Consider the following 24078-nt stretch of genomic DNA (forward strand, 5'->3'; position numbering starts at 1 on the left):
CTCGCGAAAGGGAGTAGATGCAGCGCCCATGGATATAGCCCGCAACCCCGCCGTCACCGAAGAGAACACCCAGCTGGCCGATGCGCCGCCCGAGCCGAAGCAGCCGCCGCTGATCCGGCGCGAGGATTACCAGCCTTTTCCTTGGCTGGTCCCGCAGATTGCGATGAAATTCGACCTCGGCCTTGAGGCGACGCGCGTCGTTTCCACGCTGACCGTCGCGCGCAATGGCAATGCGCACCACTCGCCGACGATTCGCCTCAATGGCGACGGCCTGGAGCTGGTCTCGGTCACGGTCGACGGGGAGCCGGTCACCGACTGGTCGATGGACGAGGGCGATCTCATCCTGCCGCTTTCGGGCGACGCGCACGAAATCGAGATCGCGACCGAGATCGATCCTGCGGCCAACACGCAGCTCATGGGCCTCTATGCCTCCAACGGGATGCTGTGCACCCAGTGCGAGGCGGAAGGCTTCCGCCGCATCACCTTCTTCCCCGACCGGCCCGACGTGCTGAGCACCTATACCGTGCGCATGTCGGGCTCGAAGGAGCAATTCCCGATCCTGCTGTGCAATGGCAACAAGGTCGCGGAAGGCGAGGGCGAGAACGGCACCCACTGGGCCGAATGGCACGATCCCTGGCCCAAGCCGTCCTACCTCTTCGCGCTGGTGGCGGGCGACCTCGTCGCCAACAGCGGCACCTTCACGACCTGTGGCGGCCGCGAAGTCGAACTCAACGTCTGGGTGCGCGAGGCCGATCTCGCCCGCACCGACCACGCGGTCGAATCGCTGCGCAAGAGCATGCAGTGGGACGAGGAGGTGTTCGGCCGCGAATACGACCTCGACCTCTACAACATCGTCGCGGTGAGCGATTTCAACATGGGGGCGATGGAGAACAAGGGCCTCAACGTCTTCAACACGAAATACGTCCTTGCCGACCCCGATACCGCGACCGATGCCGATTTCGACGCTGTCGAAGGCGTGATCGCGCACGAATACTTCCACAACTGGTCGGGTAATCGCGTGACCTGCCGCGACTGGTTCCAGCTCAGCCTCAAGGAAGGCTTCACCGTGCTGCGCGACCAGCTGTTCAGCCAGGACATGCAGGGCGAAGCGGTCAAGCGGATCGAGGACGTGCGCATCCTGCGCTCCGCCCAGTTCCCCGAAGACAGCGGCCCGCTCGCACACCCGATCCGGCCGGATAGCTTCCGCGAGATCTCCAACTTCTACACCGCGACCGTCTACAACAAGGGTGCCGAAGTCATCCGCATGATGCGCACGATGGCCGGACCCGAGAAATTCCGCGCCGGGACCGACCTGTATTTCGACCGTCACGACGGCGAGGCGGCGACCTGCGAGGACTTCATCAAGGCGATCGAGGACGGGGCGGGGCTCGACCTCAAGCAGTTCCGCCTGTGGTATTCGCAGGCCGGCACGCCGAAGGTCGGCGTCGGCATGGAGCATTCGGGCGGCACGGTGACGCTGCGCCTCACGCAGCATGTCCCCGACACGCCGGGCCAGTCGAACAAGCAGCCGATGCAGATCCCGCTCAAGCTCGCCCTGTTCGACCGCGACAGCGGCGAGCACGACGGCGAAAAGCTGGTCGTGCTCGACAAGGCGGAAGACACCTTCACCTTCGACGGCTTTGCGAAACCTCCGGTACTGTCGATCAACCGCGGCTTCTCCGCCCCCGTCACCATCGAGCGGAGCCTCGCGAGCGAAGATCTCGTCTTCCTCGCCGCACGCGACGACGACAGTTTCGCCCGCTACGAGGCGATGCAGGAACTGGTGGTCGGCCATATCGTCGCCGCAGCGGGTGATGGTCTCAACGAGGCGGGCCGCGAGGCAGGGCGGGCGGCGATCCGCGAAGCCCTCGGCGCGATCCTGACCGACGAGAGCCTCGACGATTCGATGCGCGGCGAGCTGATGATGCTGCCGAGCCAGACCTACCTGATGGAGCAGATGCTGGTCGCCGACCCGGGCCGAATCCACGCCGAGCGCGAAGGGCTCAAGGCCTTCCTCGGCGAGGCGCTGAAGAGCGAATTCCACGCGCTCTACGACCGCGTCGAGAAGGTGCCTTACGACGGCGAGGGTGCACGCGGTGCGCGCAAGGTGAAGACGCAGGTGCTGGTCTATGCCGCTGCGAGCGACCCGGACAAGGCATCCGAACTCGCCGCCCACCAATATGCGAAGGCGGACAACATGACCGACCGCCAAGGTGCGCTGATGGTGCTCGCCGGGCTGCATACGGCTGCGCGGACGGACAAGCTGATCGACTTCTACCGCCGCTACCAAGGCAACGAGCTGGTGATCGACAAGTGGTTCAGCCTGCAGGCGATCTCGCTCCACCCCAATGCGATCGAGCATGTCAAGGCGCTGCGCGATCACGAGGACTTCACCATGCGCAATCCCAACCGGGTGCGCGCGCTCTACATGGCCTTCGCCGGCAATCCGCAGGCCTTCCACGCCGAGACGGGCGAGGGCTACCGCATGATCGCCGACCTCATCCTCGAACTCGACCCGATCAATGCCCAGACCGCGGCGCGCTTCGTGCCCTCGCTCGGCCGCTGGCGGCGGATCGAGCCGGTGCGCGCGGCGCTCATGCGGCAGGAGCTGGAGCGGATCGCGGCTGCGCCCAACCTGTCGCGCGACACTTACGAGCAGGTCAGCCGGTCCCTTGGTTGAGCCGCTGAGGGCCGGGATCCTCGGCGACATACCGCACGGCTTCATGACGCGGCGCGGCGGCGTGTCGAGAGGCATGGTCGCCGGCCTGCAATGCGGATTCGGCGCGGATGACGACGAGGATGCGGTGCGCGAAAACCGCCGCCTCGCAGCCGAAAGCGTACTGCCGGGCGGGACCCTCGTCACCGTCCACCAGACGCATTCTCCCGATGCGGTCGTGGTGCGCGAGCCGTGGAGCCTTGCCGACAGGCCCGAAGCCGATGCGCTGGTCACCGACCGGCGCGGCCTCGTGCTCGGCATCGTGACTGCCGACTGCGCCCCGGTCCTGCTCGCCGACGAGCGCGCTGGTGTCGTTGGAGCGGCCCATGCCGGCTGGCGCGGGGCGCATGGCGGCGTGATCGAGGCAACGCTTGCCGCGATGGAGCAACTCGGCGCCGGGCGCGGCAATATCGCCGCCGCCATCGGCCCATGCATCGCCCAGGCGAGCTACGAAGTGGACGACGGCTTTCGCGCAAACTTCGAGGAGGCCGACGAGCCCTATTTCGAGCGCGGGCGCGAGGGCCATTGGCAGTTCGATCTCGAAGGCTATGTCGCGCACCGCCTCGCCTGCGCGGGGGTGGGCCATGTCGAGCCAATGCGGCGCGATACCTATGCCGAGGAAGAAGCGTTCTATTCCTTCCGCCGGGCGACGCATCGCGGCGAGCCGAATTACGGGCGGCAGATGAGCCTCATCGCCCTGCCTGCGTGAGAATCGCGCACGCGCGGCCCGACCGGTTGCGCCCGAGCGAACGGATCGTGCCAAAAAGGCAGTTGGCACGCCGCGCTTTCCCGTCTATCAGCGCGCCCAAACCGGCACCGGAATGGCCGAAACGGGGTGTTCCCGCTGCAAGTGGGAGCGGCATTTACATGCAGGCAATCCGGCATCGGTCGAGAAAGCATTACCGCCGCGCGTCATGCGCGGAACCAGCTGTAGGGCAAGGCAGAATCAATGGCTGAAACCACTGGCACGGCGAATCCCGAAAATGTCGTCTCCGAAGACGGCGAGGGCGTCCGCCGCCGCGACTTCATTCACATCGCCGCAGTAAGCGCGGCCGGCATCGGCGGCGTTGCCGTCGTCTATCCGCTGGTCAGCCAGATGGCACCCTCGGCCGACGTCCTGGCCGAAAGCACGACCGAGGTCGACGTTTCGGGTATCGAGCCCGGCCAGTCGATCAAGGCGATCTTCCGCAAGCAGCCGCTTTTCATCCGTCGCCTGACGACCGAGGAAATGAACCAGGCGAATGCGGTTTCGCTCGGCCAGCTGCGCGATGCGCAGACGCTCGACGAGCGGACCAAGGAAGGTCACCGCGACGTTCTCGTCACCATGGGCGTGTGCACCCACCTCGGCTGCGTGCCGCTGGGTGCTGCCGAAGGCGAGAACAAGGGCGAGTTCGGCGGGTATTTCTGCCCGTGCCACGGCTCGCACTACGATACCGCCGGCCGTATCCGCAAAGGCCCTGCTCCGACGAACCTCGAGGTTCCGGAGTACGAATTCACCTCCGACACCGTCATCCGCGTCGGGTAAGAGGAAAGAGATCAGACCATGAGTTTTCCCTGGGCTCGCCAGTACGAACCGCAGAACGATTTCACCAAGTGGATCGACGAGAAGCTGCCGCTTCCGCGCCTCGTCTATAATGCAGTCGGCGCCGGCTATCCGGTTCCGCGCAACCTCAACTACATGTGGAACTTCGGCGTCCTCGCCGGTTTCTTCCTCGTCCTGCAGATCGTCACCGGCGTCATATTGGCCATGCATTATGCCGCCAATGCACAGGTCGCCTTCGCGACGACCGAGCACATCATGCGCGACGTCAACTGGGGCTGGATGATGCGTTACGCTCACGCCAACGGCGCGAGCTTCTTCTTCATCGTCATCTACCTGCACATCTTCCGCGGCTTCTTCTACTCCTCGTACAAGGCCCCGCGCGAGATGATCTGGCTGCTCGGCGTGGTCATCTTCCTGCTCATGATGGCGACCGCTTTCATGGGTTACGTGCTTCCCTGGGGCCAGATGAGCTTCTGGGGTGCCAAGGTCATCACCGGCCTGTTCGGCGCAATCCCGCTGGTCGGCGAGCCGATCCAGATCTGGCTGCTCGGCGGTTTCGCCCCCGACAATGCCGCGCTGAACCGCTTCTTCTCGCTGCACTTCCTGCTGCCCTTCGTGATCGCGGGTGTCGTCATCCTGCACATCTGGGCGCTGCACATCCCGGGTTCGTCGAACCCGACGGGCGTCGAAGTGAAGCAGGAAAGCGACACGGTTCCGTTCCACCCGTACTACACGGCGAAGGACGGCTTCGGGCTCGGCGTCATCATGATCCTCTTCACGATCATGGTGTTCTTCCTGCCGAACGCCCTGGGCCACCCGGACAACTACATCGAGGCGAACCCGCTCTCGACCCCGGCGCACATCGTTCCGGAATGGTACTTCTGGCCGTTTTACGCGATCCTGCGTGCCTTCACGATGGACTTCATCCTGCCGGCGAAGCTGTGGGGCGTCCTCGCGATGTTCGCGGCAATCCTGGTGTGGTTCTTCCTGCCCTGGCTCGACAAGTCGCCGGTGCGCAGCGGCCACTACCGCCCGCTGTTCCGCAAGTTCTTCTGGTTCGGCCTGATCCCCGCGATGATCGTCCTGTTCATCTGCGGCGGCGCGCCGGCTGAAGAGCCCTATGTGATGCTCAGCCAGATCGCCACGGCATACTACTTCCTCCACTTCCTGGTGATCCTCCCGATCGTCAGCTCGATCGAGAAGCCGGAGCCGCTGCCCTATTCGATCACCGAAAAGGTGCTGGGCGAAGATCCGAACGCCAAGCTCGGCGCGACCACCAAGGCCTGAGGACGAAAGAAAGATAGCGACATGATCCGTCTGTTTGGAATTCTGACCGGCCTCGTCTTCACCCTCGTGGTGCTGGTGGCCTTCGTGACCGGCGCCTATACGGCGGCGACCGAGGAAGCGACGCCGCATGCTCCCTACGAGCATCCGCGCGACATCGACTTCTCGTTCGACGGCCCCTTCGGCAAGTGGGACACCCAGCAGCTGCAGCGCGGCTACAAGGTCTACAAGGAAGTCTGCGCGGCCTGCCACGGCCTCAAGTACGTCGCCTTCCGCGACCTTGCCCAGCTCGGCTACAGCGAAGCGCAGGTGAAGGCCCTGGCAGCCGAATGGCAGGTCCCGGGTATCGATCCGGACACCGGCGAAGCGACCATGCGCGCCGGCGAGCCGACCGATTACTTCCCTTCGCCCTATCCCAACAATGTTGCGGCTGCCGCGGCGAACAACAACGCGATCCCGCCGGATCTCTCGCTGATCACCAAGGCGCGCGGAGACGGTTCGAACTACGTCGCGTCGCTGCTGACCGGCTACCAGGAGCCTTCGGCCGAGCTGCTCGCCGAATTCCCGGAAGTCGCTCCGGCACAGGGCCTGTACCACAACGTGTACTTCCCGAACCTCAACCTCGCGATGGCACCGCCGCTCACTTCGGACGGCCAGGTGACCTATGACGACGGGACCGAGGCGACGATCGAGCAGATGTCGACCGACGTGGCCGCGTTCCTGACCTGGACCGCAGAGCCGAAGATGCAGATCCGCAAGCAGACCGGTGTCTGGTTCCTCGGCTTCCTGCTCTTCGCGACCATCCTCGCCTATCTGTCGTACAAGCAGATCTGGGCAGGCATGAAGCCGAAGAAGCGCAAGGACTGATCGTTCTTCGCGATTGACATTCAGGGCGCCCCCGCACCAATCCGGTGCGGGGGCGCTCTGCGTTTGGGCGGACGTGGGAAATTGAGATGGGGGATGGAATGACGAGAGACGAGCTCAAGGCGCTGGTGCGCACCGTGCCCGACTTTCCCGAACCCGGCATCCAGTTCCGCGACATCACCACGCTCATCTCCCACGGCCTCGGCCTGTCGGCGGCGATCGGCCACATGGCCCAGCATGCGCGCGAGGCGCAGGCGCATGCCATCGCCGGAATGGAAGCGCGCGGTTTCATCTTCGGTGCGGGTGTGGCCACGCAACTCGGCCTCGGCTTCATCCCGGTGCGCAAGCCGGGCAAGCTGCCGGTAGCGACGATCGGCGTCGACTACGCGCTCGAATACGGCACCGACCGTCTTGAGATCGATCCCGGCGCGATCACGCAGCAGGAACGGGTGGTGATCGTCGACGATCTCATCGCAACCGGCGGCACGGCGCTCGCCACGGTGGACCTGCTGCGGCAGGCAGGTGCCACGGTCGAGCATGCGGTATTCGCCATCGACCTGCCCGACCTCGGCGGGGCCGACAAATTGCGCGAGGCCGGCGTCGAAGTCGCCTCGCTCATGGCCTTCGACGGGGCCTGATTGGCGCAGATCCGCTCTCTCGGGATAGATTCCCTCGCTCGGCCATTGATCGCCTGATATCCGAATTCTGGAGTGGATGTGGAAGAACAGGCTCTCGTAATTGCCCTCGTCGGCATGCTCGGCATCGGCGCGCAGTGGGTTGCATGGCGCACCGGCTGGCCGGCCATCGTGCTGATGCTCGCGGCCGGCTTCCTTGCCGGTCCGGTGCTCGGCCTGATGAATCCGGAGCACGCATTCGGCGAATTGCTCGAACCGATGGTCGCGATCGGCGTTGCACTGATCCTGTTCGAAGGCGGGCTGAGCCTCGACTTCCGCGAGCTTCGCCATTCGGGCGAAGCGGTCTGGCGCATGGCGACGCTCGGCGTGGTCATCGGCTGGGCGCTGGGTGCGGGTGCGGCGCATTTCGTTGCCGGACTAGCGGTGCCGGTCGCGGTGCTGTTCGGCGGCATTCTCGTAGTGACCGGGCCGACGGTCGTCATGCCGCTCCTGCGACAAAGCTCGGTCAAGACGCGGCCCGCTTCGATCCTCAAGTGGGAAGCCATCGTCAACGACCCGACGGGCGCGCTGTGCGCCGTCATCGCCTACGAATATTTCCGCAAGATCAGCGAAAACCCGGGCCAGAGCGTGTTCGAGATCGTCCCGCCGATGATCATCGCCGCGATCCTTTCCGGCCTGATCGGCTATGCCGCGGCAAAGGCCATCGCCTGGGCCTTCCCGCGCGGTGCGATACCCGAATTCCTCAAGGTCCCGGTGCTGCTGGTGACCGTCGTAGTGGTGTTCGTCTTCGCAAACACGATCGAGCATGAGGCGGGGCTCGTCGCGGTCACCGTCATGGGCGTCGCGCTTGCGAACATGCATGTCTCGAGCATCCGCTCGATCCACCCGTTCAAGCAGAACATCGCGGTCCTGCTCGTCTCGGGCATCTTCATCCTGCTGTCGGCCTCGCTGACGTGGGACGACCTCTACTACCTCGACCCGCGCCGGACCGAGGGTTTCCGCTTCATGCTGTTCCTCATCGCGCTGCTGTTCTTCGTGCGACCGGCGACGATCCTGCTCAGCCTGCTCGGCACGTCGCTGCCGTGGAACGAGCGGCTCTTCCTCGCCTGGATCGCGCCGCGCGGTATCGTACTCGTCGCGATCTCCGGTCTCTTCGCGCTGCGCCTCGGCGAGCTGGGTTTTGCCGATGGCAGCCTGCTCATCGGGCTGAGCTTCGCCGTGGTGGTCGCGACCATCGTCGCACACGGCTTCACGGTCGATCTCGTCGCGCGCTGGCTGGGCGTGAAGGGCACGACCCGCCCGGGCCTGCTGATCGTCGGCAGCACCCCGTGGACCATTTCGCTCGCCAAGCAGATGGAAGCGCTCAAGACCCCGGTCACCATCGTCGACCCGAGCTTCCAGCGCCTCGCGCTCGCACGGCGTGAAGGGCTGCCGACCTACCACGGCGAAATCCTCAACGAAGCCACCGAGCACAACCTCGACCTGACCCCGTTCCAGACGCTCGTCGCGGCGACCGACAACGAGGCCTACAATGCACTCGTGTGCAACGAGTTCGCCTACGAGATCGGGCGCGACAGCGTCTACCAGCTCGGCGAATCGACCGAAGAGACCGACCGCTACGCCCTGCCGCCGAGCATTCGCGGCCGCGCGATCTTCGAATCCGGTTTCGGGGTCGAGGACGTCAACGAACGCCAGCGCCAGGGCTGGGGCTGGCGCAAGACCAGGCTGTCGGACGAGTTTTCCTTCGCCGACGCGCAGGAGACGCTGCCCGAAGGCTCGCACATGCTGCTGGTCATGCGCGAAAGCGGGCGCCTGCGCTTCTTCACCCACGCCGCGCGGCCCGAACCGCGTTCCGGTGACACCATCCTGACTTTCGTTCCGCCCAAGACCGTGTCCGCCGAAGATGCGGCCGCGCGCAGGAAACCGGTCGAAGGCCAGCCCAAACCGCAGACAAGCTGATGCAACGAGAATTCGAAATGAAGCACCTCATCCTGTCTTTCACCGCAGTCTCGCTGCTCGCGTCATGCGAATATCGCGAGGACCCGCCCGAGCCGGAGCCGACCGAAAGCGCAACGCCGCGCGCGGAAGCGACCAATTCCATCTTCGATACCGAGGCCGGCGTCGAAATCGCGCCTGAGCCGCTGCTGCCGCTCGAGGTGACGGTCGGTTTCCCCGAAGGCGGCACGGAGCTGGACGAGGAGGCGATGCAGGCCATCTCGCAAATCCTCGAGAGCGAGCAACTCGCTTTCGGCGGTGCCATCGTCCTGCGCGGTCACAGCGATGCCGGCGGCAACGACACCGTCAATGAACGCACCTCGCGCGAGCGCGCCGAAGCGGTTGCAGCGCAGATGGTCGCGGCGGGCATTCCGGAGGATCGGATCGAGATCATCGCATTCGGCGAGCAGAACCCGCTCGAGCCCAATGCGCTTCCCGACGGCACGCCCAACGAGGAAGGCCGTGCGGCCAATCGCCGGGTCGAAGTGACGGTGGAAGTGCCCGAAGGCGCGGTGCGGAGGGCCTCGCCCAGCCCGGCAGCGAGCCCGAGCGGCGCGACCGGAAGCTAGTTGACCAGCGCGAGCACCCGCGCAGCCCATTCCGGCCGGCAGATGAGCAGGTCGGGCAGGTAGGTATCGGAATTGTTGTAGCGCAGCGGCGACCCGTCGACGCGCGAACAATGCAGGCCATGCGCCCGCGCCACTGCGACCGGCGCGCAATTGTCCCACTCGTACTGCCCGCCCGAGTGGAGGTAGATTTCCGCCTCACCGCGAACCACCGCCATCGCCTTCGCGCCGGCTGAACCCATCGGGACAAGCTCCGCCCCGATCGCCTCGGCGACTTCGACCGCTTCCTTCGCGGGGCGGGTGCGGCTGACGACCATGCGCGGGGTTTCCGCCGCTTCCGGCAAGGCAATCGGTGCATCCGAGCGCAGCACAGTCCCGCCGTTCAGCCCCGGAAGGCCGACCGCGCCGATGCTCGCCACGCCGTCGATCGCGAGGCCGACATGGATCGCCCAGTCGGAACGCTTCTCGCCATATTCGCGCGTGCCGTCGACCGGGTCGACGATCCAAACGCGCGACTTCGACAGGCGCTCGGGTGTGTCCTTGCTCTCTTCGGAAAGCAGCCCGTCGTCGGGGCGGTTCTCGCGGATCGCGGCGACGAGAAACTGGTTCACCGCCTTGTCGCCCGCATCACCCAAGGCCTTGCCGTCGAGCAGGCTCGATTCGCGCAGGTCGCAGGCGATCCGGCCCGCTTCCTCGGCGAGCCGTGCGGCGAGTTCTCCGTCGGTCATGCTCATTTGAGCGGGAGTATCCGTTCGACAATGTAGTCCGCAGCCTCTTCGACCGTCATATCCACCGTGTTGACGCGGATTTCGGGATTTTCCGGTGCTTCGTAAGGGCTGTCGATCCCGGTGAAGTTCTTAAGCTCGCCCGCGCGCGCCTTCTTGTAGAGGCCTTTCACGTCGCGCTCCTCGGCGACTTCCAGCGGCGTATCGACGAAGATTTCGATGAACTCGGTTTCCGCCATCATCTTGCGCACCATCTCGCGCTCGGCGCGAAAAGGACTGATGAAGGCAGTGAGCACGATCAGGCCAGCATCGGTCATCAGCTTGGCGACCTCGCCGATGCGGCGGATGTTCTCGATCCGGTCGGTCTCGGTGAAGCCCAGGTCCTTGTTCAGCCCATGGCGAACATTGTCCCCGTCGAGCAGGAAGGTGTGCCGGTTCATCAGGCTGAGCCGCTGCTCGACCGCATTGGCGATGGTCGACTTGCCAGAGCCGGACAGGCCGGTGAACCACAGCACGCGCGGCGTCTGGTTCTTGAGCGCGGCGTGATCCTCGCGCGTGATCGCGGTCGGCTGCCAGTGGACGTTCTGCGCACGGCGCAGGCTGAAATGCAGCATCCCTGCACCGACCGTCGCATTGGTAATCTTGTCGATCAGGATGAACCCGCCGAGCGCGCGGCTGTCTTCATAGGGCTCGAACACGATCGGCTTCTCGGTGTGGACCTCTGCCACGCCGATCGCGTTCAACTCGAGCGTTTTCGCCGCGAGATGGTCGAGCGTGTTGACGTTGATCTCGTATTTCGGAGCCTGCACCGTCGCGGTGACGTTCTGGCTCGCAAGCTTGAGCCAGTAGCCACGGCCGGGCTTCATCGCCTCGTCGCTCAGCCACACGATGGTCGCCTCGAACTGGTCGGAAGCCTCGGGCGGATCGTCCGCCGCGGCAATCACGTCGCCGCGCGAGCAGTCGATTTCGTCTTCGAGCGTCAGCGTGACCGACTGGCCCGCGACCGCTTCAGGGAGCGCGCCGCCGAAGGTCTCGATCGACTTGATCGTGCTGGTCTTGCCCGAAGGGACGACCCGTACAGCATCGCCCGGCTTGACCGCGCCGCTCGAAACCAGCCCGGCGAAGCCGCGGAAGTCGAGATTGGGGCGATTGACCCACTGCACCGGCATGCGGAAGCCGCGCTCCTGCGCGTGCGTATTGGCGAGGTCGACGCTCTCGAGGTGGTGGATCAGGCTCTGCCCGTCGTACCACGGCGTGTTGCCGGACGGTGCGGCGGTAATGTTGTCGCCGCGAAAGCCCGAGATCGGGATCGCGGTAAACTCCTCGATGCCGATCTCGTCCGCGAAGGCGCGATAGTCGGCAACGATCTGCTCGAAAGTGGCCCGGTCGTAATCGACGAGGTCCATCTTGTTCACCGCGAGCACGATGTGCCGGATGCCGAGCAGCTTGGCGATGTAGCTGTGGCGCCGCGTCTGGACGAGCACGCCCTTGCGCGCATCGACGAGGATCACGGCTGCATCGGCGGTCGATGCGCCGGTCACCATGTTGCGCGTATATTGCTCGTGGCCCGGGCAGTCGGCGACGATGAACTTGCGTTTCTCGGTCGAGAAGAACCGGTAGGCGACATCGATGGTGATGCCCTGCTCGCGCTCGGCGGCGAGGCCGTCGACCAGCAGCGCAAAGTCGATCTCCTGGCCTTGCGTGCCGACCCGCTTACTGTCGCTTTCGAGCGCGGCGAGCTGGTCTTCGAAGATCATCTTGGAATCGTAGAGCAGCCGCCCGATCAGGGTGGACTTGCCATCGTCGACGCTGCCGCAGGTGATGAAGCGCAGCAGCTGCTTGTTCTGGTGCTGCTCGAGATAGCTCTCGATATCCTCGGCGATCAGGCTGTCGGCTTCGTAGGAGGAACTGCGGTCGGCCATCAGAAATAGCCCTCCTGCTTCTTCTTCTCCATGCCGGCACCGCCCGCATCCTTGTCGATCACGCGGCCCTGCCGTTCGCTGGTGGTGGTGAGCAGCGTTTCCTGCACGACTGCAGACAGGGTCGTCGCCGTGCTCTCGACCGCGCCGGTCAGCGGCCAGCAGCCTAGTGTGCGGAAGCGGACCGAACGCATCGCGATCTCGGGCGTCTTGCCGAGAACCTTCTCGAGCCGCTCGACGTCGTCGGCCATGAACAGCCCGCCTTCCCATTCGAAGGTCGGGCGTTCGGCGGCGAAGTAGAGCGGGACGATCTCGATGCCTTCGGCCATGATGTATTGCCAGATGTCGAGCTCGGTCCAGTTCGACAGCGGGAAGACGCGGATGCTTTCGCCCTTCGCCTTCTTCGCGTTGTAGAGGTTCCACAGCTCGGGCCGCTGGTTCTTCGGATCCCATCCGTGGCTGGCGGTGCGGAAGGAGAATACGCGCTCCTTCGCGCGGCTCTTCTCCTCGTCGCGCCGCGCGCCGCCGAAGGCTGCGTCGAAGCCGTAATGGTCGAGCGCCTGCTTCAGACCTTGCGTCTTCCACATGTCGGTATGGAGCGGACCGTGGTCGAACGGGTTGATGCCGCGCTCGCGTGCTTCCTCGTTGTGCCAGACGAGCAGCTCCATCCCGCTCTCGCGCGCCATCTTGTCGCGCAGCGCATACATTTCGGCGAACTTCCAGGTCGTATCGACATGCAGCAGCGGGAAGGGCGGCGGCGCGGGGTGGAAGGCCTTGCGCGCCAGGTGCAGCATGACCGCGCTGTCCTTGCCGACCGAATAGAGCATGACCGGGCTGTCGGCCTCGGCCACCACCTCACGCATGATGTGGATGCTCTCGGCCTCGAGCCGTTCGAGATGGGTAAGCTCGCGCATATGCCTCGCGAAGTAGTGCGGGGGCATGCCGGCGCAATCAAGTTATGATTGCCGCAAGGAAAGCGCTCTATTGACGGAGCCAGCGCGCAGTGGCAATCGGCGCGACCGAGCGGGCGGGTATAGCTTAGTGGTAAAGCCCCAGCCTTCCAAGCTGGTTATGCGGGTTCGATTCCCGCTACCCGCTCCAACTTCCCAAAGCGTTGTGCAAGCTGGAGCGGTCGAGCGAAGCGGGTTCGATTGTCCTCGCTCCGCTCGTTCATCTACGCGGCTTCGCCGCTTCGATTCCCCGCTACCCGCTCCAACTCGCTCCCCCGAAAATCAGTCCTCCCACCAGTACCTGAGGCGCCGGGACGAACCGGTTTCGACCTCGTTCATGGTCGCCGCATCGTACATCCGGCCGCCGACCATCACGCGTTCGATATCGTCGGAGTTCGAAATATCGACGGTGGGGTCGGCCGAAAGCACCAAGAGGTCGGCGAGCTTGCCCGCCTCGAGGCTGCCGATCTCGCGGTCCATGCCGAGCGACCTTGCCGGGATGATGGTGCCTGCGCGCAAAGCCTCGGTCGGGCTCATCCCGCCGCGCACGAAGCTCCACAGCTCCCAATGCGCCGCGATGCCGGCCTGCTGGCCGTGCGCACCGATCGAGACGAGCACGCCCGCATCGGCGAGCTTTTTCGCCTCGCGCGCATTGTCGTCGTCGACGAAGGCCCAGTCGGGCGCCTTGGTCCGGCGCGCGGTCGATGCGAGCAGCTGGCGCGGCGGGGTGTGGACGAGCAGCGGGTTGTCGAACACGTCGGTCGCCTGGCGCCAGTAGGGATCGCCTGCAAGGCCGCCATAGGTCACCACGATGGTCGGCGTGTAATTGGTGTCGCTGCCGCCGAAGAACTGCACCACGTCGTCGTAGAAGATGTTGAGCGGGACATTGTGCTCGACCGTCGAATTGCCGTCGGCGACGAGGTTCATGTCCATGCCGAACAGCGAGCCGCCCTCGGCCACCACCAGCATGTTCTCGGCGCGCGAGGCGGCGACGACCATCTGGCGCTGCTCGCGGCGCGGCTGGTTGTAGTTCTTCACCGCGACGCCGCCCTGCGCCTTGATCCGGCGCACATGGGCGAGCGCATCCTCATAGCTGTTGATCTCGGCATAAACGCTCGGAGCCTTCGCGCCATAGATGATCTCGCCGGTCGAGAAGAGGCGCGGGGCAAGCAGCTTGCCTGCACGCTGGCGTTCCGATGCAGCGAAAATCTGGCTCGCCGAGGAACTGGGATCGAACATCGTCGTCGTCCCGAGTGCGAGCTGCTGGACGAGGGTCCAGTTCTGCTGCGGGACGAGATCGGCAGTGCCCTGCGGCCCGTGCGCATGCGCATCGACGAGACCGGGCATGATGACCTTGCCGTTCATGTCGACTTCGCGGAAGCCGGCGGGGATCGCCACGTCGCCGCGAGTGCCGACGGCGCGGATACGGTCGCCTTCGACCAGCACCACGCCATCCTCGATCGCGCCTGCGCCGTCACCGGTCATGGTCAGCACCCGCGCGCCGGTCAGCGCGAGGCGCGTATCCGGGACGGCCTTGGCCTGCGTCATCGCGAGCGAGACACCGGTGGTCGGCGGGGTGAAGTCGGTCTCGGCACCGGGCGCAGAGGGGAACAGCGCGCCGGTCGACACGGTGTAGAGCGTCGGGCCGAGGCTCCAGTGCAGGCGGTCGCCATCGCGCGACCAGCCGATGTAGTCCGCGCCGCCCTTGCTCGCGCGGGTCACGGGAAGCGCGCTCGATCCCTTGTCGACCGAAACGCTCGCGCCGCCCGGAAGCAGCGGCATGGCGAAGACCTCGTAGTTCTGGCGGAAGGCAACGAAACGCCCGTCCGGCGACACGCGGTAGTCGTTGACCAGCTCGCCCGTCGCATGGGTGCGCTCGTCCTCGCCCTCGAGGTTGGTCGAGACGAGCTGCAGCCCGTCGCCGCCGCGCAGCATGAAAACGCGGTCGTTCGCAGCGCCGAACTGCGGCGAACCGCCGCTGCGGCTGACGAGCTGTGCCCGGCCGCCGCTTGCCGGAACGCGGTAGACGCCCGGGTTCTCGGAATATTCGGGCGCGGTCAGGTAGCCGCCGCTGCCTTTTTCGAAGACGATGGTCTGGCCGTCGGGCGAGAATTGCGGGTTGCGATAATGGCCCGGCTGGCTCGTCACCATGCGCTCGCCGCGGCCGCGTGCATCGACCGTCACGATGCGGCCGAGCCCCTCGTCGCTCCAGCGCACGAAGGCGATGCGGCTGCCGTCACGCGACCATGCGGGGAAAGCCTCGAGGCTGTCGTCGCTGCTCGCCGTCAGCCTGCGCGGTTCGCCGCCGCCGGTCGATTTGACGTAGAGTTTGCCCAGCGTCTCGAAGACGACCTGCCCGCCGTCGGGCGAGACGCTGGCGTATTTCGGGATCGAAGTGGTGAAGCTGTCGGGCGCAACCTTGATCACCGGATGCGGCGCAGAGGCGATCAGGCGAATGTCCTTCACGCGGAAGGGAATCTCGCTCGCCTGGCCGGTCGAGGCGTTGACGCGGTTGAGCTTGCCGCCCGCCCAGAACACGATGTCGCGGCTGTCGGGCGTCCAGTCCATGTTCGGATAGACCCCGGTGACCGCCCAGGTTTCCTGCACGTCCTGGTCGAGCGCGCCGTAGACCATGCGCTCGGTCCCGGTTTCGAGGTTCTTGACCCACAGCTGCGACTGGTCCTTGTCGCGCCGCACGAAAGCGATGCTCTTGCCATCGGGCGAAGGCGTCGGGCGGACCGCGCCGCCAAAGCCGTCGACCGCAGTGGTGATTTCGCCGGTCTCGACGTCGTAGCGCTCGATCGCGAAAATGCCGGAATTGGAATCCTGCGCATATTCGAAGATCGGTCCGCCGGTCGTATTGCGCGTGTAGTAGATCGCACTGCCGTCGGGCGAATAGGTCGGCTCGCCCAGTTCCTTCTGGTGCGTCTCGTTCGGGCGCTTGACCAGCTTTACGCCGCCGCCGCCCGAGACGTGGTAGAGCCACACTTCACCCGTGCCGAGCGAACGGCCGGTGGTGAAATGCTTCTTCGCCGCGATGAAGCGCCCGTCCGGGCTCCAGCTCGGCTGGTTCAAGAGCCGGAAGCTTTCCCTGGTGAGCTGCTGCTTGTTGGAGCCGTCGCGGTCCATCAGCCAGATATTGTCGCCGCCTGCTCGGTCGGAGGTGAAGGCGATGCGGCTGCCATCGGGCGAAAAGCGCGGCTGCACTTCCCATGCGAGACCTTCTGCAATGCGCGTCGGCGTGCCGCCGGAAATCGGCATGGTGTAGATGTCGCCCAGCAGCGAGAATGCGAGGGTCGAGCCGTCGGGGCTGACGTCGACATCCATCCAGCTGCCCTCGTCGACATCGATCTCGACCGGGTTGAGGTCGAAGCGCGGCGGGTTGGTGACATCCCATTCCTTGCTTTCGCCATTGTCCGAGGTGTCTTCCGTTTCTGCGCCAGCGCCGAGCGGGGTGGCCTCCTGCGCGGACACGGCGGGGGCGACGAGCAGCGCGGCAAGGACCGATGCGACGGTATATTTCATGAAAACGACTCTCCCTGTTCGTTGCGCCGGTTTGTAGGAAGCCGCGGCGTCCAAGTCCATCGCGCCGGTCGAACCCGCATGCGTGTTAACCGGCGCGCAACAAGTCCCTGCGAAACTTGCATTTGACCGGGCGAGTGTCCGGGCGCATCCTGCGCAAAGCCATCGGGGAGTCCGCTGGCGTTACATCAATCGAGGGAGTCTCGATCATGGCAGACCAAGCCAAGGGCCAGCGCGCCCATTTCGGCGTCTTTATCGGACGCTTCCAACCCCTTCACATCGGCCACGAATACGTCATCCGCGAAGCGCTGGAGCGTGTCGACAAGCTCATCGTGCTCGTCGGTTCGGCCAATGTCGCGCGCGATCCGCGCAATCCCTTCAGCTATGCCGAGCGCGAGCACATGCTGCGCGCGGCCTTCGCCTATGAAATGGCGCAGGGACGGCTGATCGTCGAGCCGCTCGACGACCATCTCTATTCCGACACCGCCTGGGTTGCCGAAGTGCAGCGCCGGGTGCGCGAGATCGTGCTGCGCGAAGGCAATCCGGAAGGCTTCCCTGCCAACGGGATCAAGGATTTCCGCATCGCGCTCGCCGGCTACGGCAAGGACAATTCGAGCTTCTATCTCAAGCTCTTTCCCGAGTGGGACAGCATCCAGATCGACAGCCAGCACGGCACTTTCGGCGCGAGCGACATTCGCGACCGGCTGTTCCGCCGCATTCCCGAAGTGCCCTCCTCGATCCTGTCGAAAGGTGTCGCCGAACAGCTCGAGGAGTTCGCGAAGGGCGAGGCGTTCAAGATGCTGCTCGCCGAGCGCGAGTATCTCGATGCCTATCCGCAGGAATGGGGCGAGGGGCCATTCGTCACGGCCGATGCGGTGGTGATCCAGGCGGGCCACATCCTGCTCGTCGGGCGCGGCCAGTTGCCCGGCAAGGGCCTGCTCGCGCTGCCCGGCGGCTTCGTCGGCAAGGACGAGCGAATCCGCGATGCGGCGATCCGCGAGCTGCGCGAGGAGACGGGGATTTCCGATAGCAAGGGCCAGATCCCGCCGGCCATGCTGTCCAGCTTCATCGAGGATAGCGCGACGCGCGTGTTCGATGCGCCGGGCCGTTCGCTGCGGGGGCGGATCATCACCCACGCGTTTCTTTTCCGCCTGCCCGAGCGGCGCAATCTCGCGAAAGTGAAGGGCGGCGACGATGCGGCCCACGCGCGCTGGTACCGCCTCGGCGAACTCGAGCCGCAGATGCTGTTCGAGGACCACTGGTCGATCATCGAGCAGATGGCCGACCTCTGATTTCACCGGCGCGGGGGAGCCTCGCGCCACCAACACCCCAAGCATGTGAGGAGTTCACATCATGCAGAACCTGATCCTGGCTACCGACAGCTACAAGCACAGCCACTTCCTGCAGTATCCGCCCGAGGCGCGGCTGATCAGCGCCTATGGCGAGAGCCGTACCAACGGCTTCGCCGACGAAGTGCTGTTTCTCGGCCTGCAGCCCTTCCTGATCGACTATCTCGGCAAGCCGGTGAGCGCTGCCGATGTCGACGAGGCCGAAGCGATCTGCGCCGCGCACGGCGTCCCCTTCAACCGCGCAGGCTGGGATGCGATCGTGAGCGAATACGGCGGCTACCTGCCGCTGGAAATCAGCGCGCTGCCCGAAGGCGCGATGGTCCCGACCTCGGTCCCGCTTTTCCAGGTGGTCAATACGGACGAGCGCATGCCGTGGCTGACGACCTTCATCGAAACGGCGCTGCTGCGAGCGGTGTGGTATCCCACGACGGTCGGCACGCTCAGCCGCAAGTGCAAGAGTGTGATTGCCGCAGGGCTCGAGCAGACGAGCGAAGACCCGGCCGGGCAATTGCCCTTCAAGCTGCACGATTTCGGCGCACGCGGCGTATCGAGCGGCGAAAGCGCTGCGCTCGGCGGGATGGCGCATCTCGTCAATTTCGCCGGGACCGACACGCTCGAAGGCATCATGGCGGCGCGGCGCTATTACGGCGCCGACATGCCCGGCTTCTCCATCCCGGCAGCCGAGCACAGCACGATGACGAGCTGGGGCGAAGCGCGCGAGGCGGCAGCCTACGAGAACATGCTCGACAGCTTCGAAGGCGAAGGCGGCCTCGTTGCGGTCGTCTCCGACAGCTACGATCTCGACAATGCGGTCGAGGCGATCTGGGGCGGCAGCCTGAAGGACAAGGTCCTCTCGCGGCGGGGCACGCTGGTCGTGCGGCCCGACAGCGGCGACCCGGTCGAAACGCCTGCCCGCACGCTTGCGCGGCTGTGGGAGATCTTCGGGGGCGCGACCAATGCCAAGGGCTACCGCGTGCTCGACCCGCATGTCCGCGTGATCCAGGGCGACGGGATGAACGTCGACAGCATCGAGCGGCTGGTCGCCCGACTGGTGTCCGACGGCTTCGCGATTGACAACATCGCTTTCGGCATGGGCGGCGGGCTGCTGCAGCAGGTCAACCGCGACACGCTGCGCTTCGCGATGAAGGCAAACGCCATGCGCGATGCCGAAGGCAGCTGGCACGACGTCTCGAAGGATCCGAAGACCGATCCGGGCAAGGCGTCCAAGGCCGGGCGCCAGGCGGTGGTCGAGGAAAACGGCCGGATGGTTGCACGCAGGCTCGACGAGGTCGACGCCGGTGCCGACCTGCTGCGCCCGGTATGGCGCAATGGCGAGATGCTGGTGCGGCATTCCTTCGAGGACGTGCGCAAGCGCAGCTGGTCGTAGGAGCTGCCCAAAACTGAACGGGGCGGCGCGCCGTTGTGGCTGCGCCGCCCCGTCTGGTGTTCGCGAAAGGGGGGAGGGGTCTTTCGTCGAAAGCCGGGCATACCGGCCCTGGAAGGTCGGCATGCCCGACCCGTTGCAACCCGAAGGGCACTTGAAGCGCTCTTCGCGTCGCGAGGGTTAATAGGGATGCGATCACCCGCCCGCATGTCACCAATACGGGGGACGCGTCGCGGGTCTTGGTATTCAGCCGACAGCCATGTTGTCGATCAGGCGTGTGCCGCCGATCCGCGCTGCCACGAGCATTCGCATCGGCTTTTCAATGGTTTGCGTAAGAACTTCGAGGCTCGCAGCATCGGCGAGGTCGGCATAGTCGACCCGGTCGAAGCCTGCGCCCAGTAGCTCGTCCTCGAATGCGGCAAGCGTTCGCGTCACGTCCTGCCCGTCCTCGATTCGCGCGATCGCTTCCTTCATCGCGCGCGGGAGCGTGCCGGCGGCCTCGCGCTGTTCCGGCGAGAGGTAGCGATTGCGGCTCGACATCGCGAGCCCGTCCGCCTCGCGCACGGTCGGCACCCCGCGAATTGCGGAGACATGCGGGCGGGTGAGGTCGAGGTCGCGCGCCATGCGGCGGATCACCGCAAGCTGCTGCCAGTCCTTCTCGCCGAAACAGGCGATGTCGGGCAGCACCTGGTGGAACAGCTTGTTCACCACCGTTGCCACACCGTCGAAATGCCCGGGCCGGTCGGCCCCGCAAAAGCCCGAGCTCACCCCGCTCACGCTGATCGAGGTGGCGAAACCGCCCGGATACATTTCCTCGACCGTCGGCGCCCACAGCAGGTCGATGCCCTCAGTCTCGAGCATCCGGCTGTCTTCCTCCAGCTGGCGCGGATAGGCGTCGAGGTCCTCGTTCGGGCCGAACTGCGTCGGGTTGACGAAGATCGAGACGGCGACCGTGTCGGCCAGCTTCTTCGCCTCGCGCACCAGCGTCAGGTGCCCTTCATGCAGCGCCCCCATGGTCGGGACGAGCGCCAGCGTCCTGCCGCCCTCGCGCAATTTTGCGACGGCGTTTCTCAACACATCGAGATGGTTGACGGTTTGCACGGCTTCGGCCCCTCCGATAAACACTTGAACGGGCCCGCAGATAGACCCCGGTCCCGCCTCGTAGCAAGCAGCAGGAAGGCCAGCGCACGTGTCGAATACCCGCCCGCACCGTATCACTTTCGCCAATGAGAAGGGCGGCACGGGCAAATCGACCACGGCTGTGCATGTCGCGGTCGCGCTTGCCTATCGGGGGGCGAAGGTCGGCGCGATCGATCTCGACCCGCGCCAGCGTACCATGCACCGCTATTTCGAGAACCGCGCAGAGACCATGCAGCGCCGCGCGATCGACCTGCCGACGGCCAGCTGCGAAGTGTTCCGCGGCGACAGCACTCAAGAGCTCGACGCGATGATCGAGCGTGTCGGCGAAGGGATGGATTTCATCATCCTCGATACGCCGGGCCGCGACGACCAGTATGCCCGCCACGCCGCAACCGGTGCGGACACGCTGGTCACGCCGCTCAACGACAGTTTCGTCGATTTCGATCTCATCGGGCAGGTCGACGCGGAAACCTTCAAGGTCCGCCGCCTGAGCTTCTATGCCGAGCTGATCTGGGAAACGCGCAAGACGCGCGCGATGCAGCAGCGCAAGGAAATCGACTGGGTCGTGGTGCGCAACCGTTCCGGCCATGTCGAGGCGCGCAACATGCAGCGTATCGAGAAGGCGCTGCACGAATTGTCCAAGCGCGCCGGCTTCCGCGTGGTAAAGGGCCTGTCGGAGCGCGTGATCTACCGCGAGCTTTTCCCGAGCGGGCTGACCCTGCTCGACAAGGGGCACCTGGGCGAACTTGGAACCAGTCACCTCGTCGCGCGTCAGGAGATGCGTGCGCTGCTCGCCGGGTTGCATCTCAATATCCCGGAGCGAAATGGCAGCCCGCAGCTGGAGCTGGCCTGACACGTGCTCAAATACGCGCTCATCATCGGCCTCTTCGTGCTGATCTTCCGCTGGGCGCTCGGTGAATGGCCCTGGGCCTTCCTGTCCACCAAGTCGACCCGCAGCCAGGCGATCTTCCAGGCGCGCAGGCTACTGCGCGTGGAAAGCGGCGCTAGCAGGAATGACATAATCGCAGCGCACAAGCGGCTCGTCGCCATGGTCCATCCGGACAAGGGCGGCAGCAATGCGCAGGTGCACGAGGCGGATGCCGCGCGCGACCTGCTGCTCGACGAATTGCCCGACGAAGGAGCGCGGCCCGAATGACTCATCAGTTCCACCCGACCGTGCTGCGCGAATATGATATCCGCGGGATAATCGGCGAAACGCTCGGTCCCGACGATGCGCGCGCGATCGGGCGCGGGTTCGCAACCCTTTTGCGGCGCGCGGGCGGGACGACGGTGGCGGTCGGTTACGACGGGCGTGTCAGCTCGCCGATGCTCGAACACGCGCTGGTCGAAGGGCTGACGGCGAGCGGCTGCGACGTCGTGCGGATCGGCATGGGGCCGACGCCGATGCTCTATTACGCGGAAGCCTCAGCCGAAGATGTGCAGGGCGGCATTCAGATAACTGGCAGCCACAATCCCGCCAATTACAACGGCTTCAAAATGGTACTTCAGGGCCGACCGTTTTTCGGGGCGGACATCCTGAAACTCGGTGAAATGGCGGCCGCGGGCGACTGGGACGACGGGGCGGGAAGCTCCTCCACCCGCGATGTCCTCGACGCCTATATCGAGCGCATGCTCGAGCCCCTCGCGTCCATCGATGCAGGCGCGCTCGCCGGTATCAAGGTCGGCTGGGACGCGGGCAACGGCGCGGCCGGCCCGGCGCTCGAAAAGCTCGCCGCCCGGCTTCCGGGGGAGCATCACCTGCTGTTCACTGAAGTCGACGGTTCGTTTCCCAATCATCATCCCGATCCCACTGTCGAAGCCAACCTGGCCGACCTGAAGACGCTCGTCGCCGAGAAGAACCTCGACTTCGGAGTGGCATTCGACGGCGATGGCGACCGGATCGGCGCGATCGACGGCGAAGGCCGTGTCATCTGGGGTGATCAGTTACTCATGATTTACGCCGAAGACCTCCTCGCAAGACTACCTAGTGCGACGGTGATCGCCGATGTGAAGGCGAGCCGCGCGCTGTTCGACCATGTCGCGAAGCATGGCGGCAAGCCGGTCATGTGGAAGACCGGCCACTCGCTGATTAAGTCCAAAATGAAGGAAACAGGCGCGCCGCTGGCCGGCGAGATGAGCGGCCATGTCTTCTTCGCCGACGATTACTACGGCTATGACGATGCGCTGTATGCCGGGGTCCGCCTGCTCGCCGCCTCCGCGCGGCTCGGCAAGTCGGTGACGCAGTTACGGGGCGAGATGCCCGCGATGGTCAACACGCCGGAAATGCGCTTCCAAGTCGACGAAGAGCGCAAGTTCGCCGCGATCGACGAGGTCAAGGCGCGGTTGGCGGACAGTCCGGCCGATGTCGACGGGACCGACGGCGTGCGCGTCACCACCGATGACGGTTGGTGGCTGCTGCGGGCCTCGAACACGCAAGACGTCCTCGTCGCGCGCGCCGAAAGCGAGGACGAGGCGGGCCTTGCGCGGCTCATCGCCCAGATCGACGAACAGCTTGCCTTGTCCGGCCTCGAACGCGGCGAAAGCGTGGGCCACTGATTTCTTCGCGAAAGGATCGCACGACCATGTTCCGCAAGACCCTGCTCGCCGCCGGTGCGGCTCTTTCGCTCCTGTCCCAGCCTGCCCTGGCGCAGGACGAAATGGCGACGGAGGATCCCTTCGCCAGCATGGCCGCGATGTTCGAGGCCGAGCCGCTGACCGAGGAACAGCTCGCGCGCCTGCCGCTCGCGACGCAGATCGTCGACAAGGTCATCCCCGAAGGCGCGATGCAGGACATGATGGGCGAGATGTTCAACGGCATGCTCGGCCCGCTGTCGGCGATGGCGCAGGCCGATGCACGCTCCTACGTCGCCGAGCAGCTCGGCCTCTACGGCATGGATGTCCAGCTGGAGGAAGCGCAGGCGCAGGAAATCGCCAATATGGTCGATCCCGCCTGGCGCGAGCGGCGCAAGCGCGAAGCCGACCTCATGCCCGAGGTGATGGGCGACATGATGGCGGTGATGGAAGGCCCGATGCGCAAGGCCATGTCGGAGCTTTACGCGATCCATTTCACGAGGGCCGAGCTGGTCGATATCGACGCCTTCTTCTCCACCCCGTCGGGCGCGGCCTATGCCCGCAAGAGCTTCACCATGGCGAGCGATCCGCGGGTCATGGCAGCGACGATGGAAGCGATGCCCGCCATGATGGGCACGATCGGCGCTATGGAGGAAAGGCTGAAGGCGGCAACCGCGGACCTGCCGGCGGTGCGCACCTTCTCCGAGTTGAGCGATGCGGAAAAGGCGCGCATTTCGGCCCTGACCGGCATCAGCGTCGAGGAACTGGAGCAGATGGTTTCCATCGGTATCGGCGCCAATGCAGCGGTCGAGGCCGCCGCCGAGGATATCGAAGAGGCGGCGGGCAACTGACGAAATCAGGAACCATCGGCAGGGCTTCCGCGCTGGAACCCTGTCACATGTGTAACTTTCCTAC

19 protein-coding genes and 1 tRNA gene are annotated in these 24078 nt (G+C 65.4%); 15 read left to right on the top strand and 5 right to left on the bottom strand.

Annotation, left to right across the window (positions count from 1 at the left end; all coding sequences use genetic code 11):
• The first annotated feature begins 28 nt into the window (after window positions 1–28).
• From pepN to EO245_RS03135, 8 genes are all read left to right on the top strand, one after another.
• On the top strand, window positions 29–2680 hold the full coding sequence (gene pepN / locus EO245_RS03100) for an aminopeptidase N (RefSeq protein ID WP_128891559.1): 2652 nt from the start codon (window positions 29–31) through the stop codon (window positions 2678–2680).
• 43 nt (window positions 2681–2723) lie between these two features.
• Entirely contained in the window at window positions 2724–3425 is a 702-nt protein-coding gene (pgeF, locus tag EO245_RS03105) for a peptidoglycan editing factor PgeF (RefSeq protein WP_128893437.1), read from the top strand.
• 240 nt (window positions 3426–3665) lie between these two features.
• Window positions 3666–4241: a ubiquinol-cytochrome c reductase iron-sulfur subunit gene (gene petA / locus EO245_RS03110; RefSeq protein WP_128891560.1), complete on the top strand. Its 576-nt coding sequence runs from the start codon at window positions 3666–3668 to the stop codon at window positions 4239–4241.
• Between the two features lie 18 nt (window positions 4242–4259).
• Window positions 4260–5546, top strand: coding sequence for a cytochrome b/b6 (locus EO245_RS03115; protein ID WP_128891561.1), 1287 nt, complete (start codon window positions 4260–4262; stop codon window positions 5544–5546).
• 21 nt (window positions 5547–5567) lie between these two features.
• The gene (locus EO245_RS03120) at window positions 5568–6410 is read left to right on the top strand and encodes a cytochrome c1 (RefSeq protein WP_128891562.1); all 843 of its coding nucleotides are present in this window, start codon (window positions 5568–5570) and stop codon (window positions 6408–6410) included.
• Between the two features lie 98 nt (window positions 6411–6508).
• A complete protein-coding gene (locus tag EO245_RS03125; protein WP_128891563.1) occupies window positions 6509–7045 on the top strand; it encodes an adenine phosphoribosyltransferase in 537 nt (178 codons plus the stop codon).
• 78 nt (window positions 7046–7123) lie between these two features.
• The gene (locus tag EO245_RS03130) at window positions 7124–9001 is read left to right on the top strand and encodes a sodium:proton antiporter (RefSeq protein WP_128891564.1); all 1878 of its coding nucleotides are present in this window, start codon (window positions 7124–7126) and stop codon (window positions 8999–9001) included.
• A gap of 17 nt (window positions 9002–9018) precedes the next feature.
• A complete protein-coding gene (locus EO245_RS03135; protein WP_164931252.1) occupies window positions 9019–9606 on the top strand; it encodes an OmpA family protein in 588 nt (195 codons plus the stop codon).
• Here EO245_RS03135 and EO245_RS03140 read toward each other — a convergent pair.
• The 3 genes from EO245_RS03140 to cysD are packed head-to-tail and all read right to left on the bottom strand — an operon-like array spanning window position 9603 to window position 13161.
• Window positions 9603–10331 (bottom strand): 3'(2'),5'-bisphosphate nucleotidase CysQ, encoded by a 729-nt coding sequence (locus EO245_RS03140; RefSeq protein WP_128893438.1) that lies wholly within the window; start codon window positions 10329–10331, stop codon window positions 9603–9605. The genes EO245_RS03135 and EO245_RS03140 overlap by 4 nt on opposite strands.
• 2 nt (window positions 10332–10333) lie before the next feature.
• Window positions 10334–12250 carry a sulfate adenylyltransferase subunit CysN gene (gene cysN / locus EO245_RS03145; protein WP_128891566.1) on the bottom strand — a complete coding sequence of 639 codons (1917 nt, stop codon included), beginning with the start codon at window positions 12248–12250 and terminating at the stop codon, window positions 10334–10336.
• Window positions 12250–13161: a sulfate adenylyltransferase subunit CysD gene (gene cysD, locus EO245_RS03150; protein ID WP_128891567.1), complete on the bottom strand. Its 912-nt coding sequence runs from the start codon at window positions 13159–13161 to the stop codon at window positions 12250–12252. Before cysD ends, cysN begins: the two co-directional genes overlap by 1 nt.
• A 113-nt stretch (window positions 13162–13274) precedes the next feature.
• Between cysD and EO245_RS03155 the strand changes: the two genes are divergently transcribed.
• A tRNA-Gly gene (locus tag EO245_RS03155) sits at window positions 13275–13348 on the top strand.
• Between the two features lie 131 nt (window positions 13349–13479).
• Here EO245_RS03155 and EO245_RS03160 read toward each other — a convergent pair.
• Window positions 13480–16722, bottom strand: a complete 3243-nt coding sequence (locus EO245_RS03160; RefSeq protein ID WP_128891568.1) for an amidohydrolase family protein — start codon at window positions 16720–16722, stop codon at window positions 13480–13482.
• A gap of 206 nt (window positions 16723–16928) precedes the next feature.
• Between EO245_RS03160 and EO245_RS03165 the strand changes: the two genes are divergently transcribed.
• The gene (locus EO245_RS03165) at window positions 16929–18011 is read left to right on the top strand and encodes a bifunctional nicotinamide-nucleotide adenylyltransferase/Nudix hydroxylase (RefSeq protein ID WP_128891569.1); all 1083 of its coding nucleotides are present in this window, start codon (window positions 16929–16931) and stop codon (window positions 18009–18011) included.
• Window positions 18012–18072: 61 nt separating this feature from the next.
• Window positions 18073–19455, top strand: a complete 1383-nt coding sequence (locus EO245_RS03170; protein WP_128891570.1) for a nicotinate phosphoribosyltransferase — start codon at window positions 18073–18075, stop codon at window positions 19453–19455.
• Between the two features lie 243 nt (window positions 19456–19698).
• Here the strand turns inward: EO245_RS03170 and panC are convergent, their stop codons facing one another.
• Window positions 19699–20553, bottom strand: coding sequence for a pantoate--beta-alanine ligase (panC, locus tag EO245_RS03175; protein WP_128891571.1), 855 nt, complete (start codon window positions 20551–20553; stop codon window positions 19699–19701).
• A gap of 88 nt (window positions 20554–20641) precedes the next feature.
• Here panC and EO245_RS03180 point away from each other — a divergent pair, with 88 nt between their 5' ends.
• The 4 genes from EO245_RS03180 to EO245_RS03195 are packed head-to-tail and all read left to right on the top strand — an operon-like array spanning window position 20642 to window position 24014.
• Complete coding sequence (locus tag EO245_RS03180; RefSeq protein ID WP_128891572.1) at window positions 20642–21445, top strand: division plane positioning ATPase MipZ; 804 nt, start codon at window positions 20642–20644, stop codon at window positions 21443–21445.
• Between the two features lie 3 nt (window positions 21446–21448).
• Window positions 21449–21748: a J domain-containing protein gene (locus EO245_RS03185; RefSeq protein WP_128891573.1), complete on the top strand. Its 300-nt coding sequence runs from the start codon at window positions 21449–21451 to the stop codon at window positions 21746–21748.
• A complete protein-coding gene (pgmG, locus tag EO245_RS03190; protein ID WP_128891574.1) occupies window positions 21745–23148 on the top strand; it encodes a phosphoglucomutase/phosphomannomutase PgmG in 1404 nt (467 codons plus the stop codon). The genes EO245_RS03185 and pgmG overlap by 4 nt, the downstream gene beginning before the upstream one ends.
• A gap of 26 nt (window positions 23149–23174) precedes the next feature.
• Window positions 23175–24014 (top strand): DUF2059 domain-containing protein, encoded by an 840-nt coding sequence (locus EO245_RS03195; RefSeq protein WP_128891575.1) that lies wholly within the window; start codon window positions 23175–23177, stop codon window positions 24012–24014.
• Window positions 24015–24078: the final 64 nt, after the last annotated feature.

The organism is Erythrobacter sp. HKB08 (genome assembly GCF_004114695.1).
Classification (GTDB): Bacteria; Pseudomonadota; Alphaproteobacteria; order Sphingomonadales; family Sphingomonadaceae; genus Parerythrobacter_A.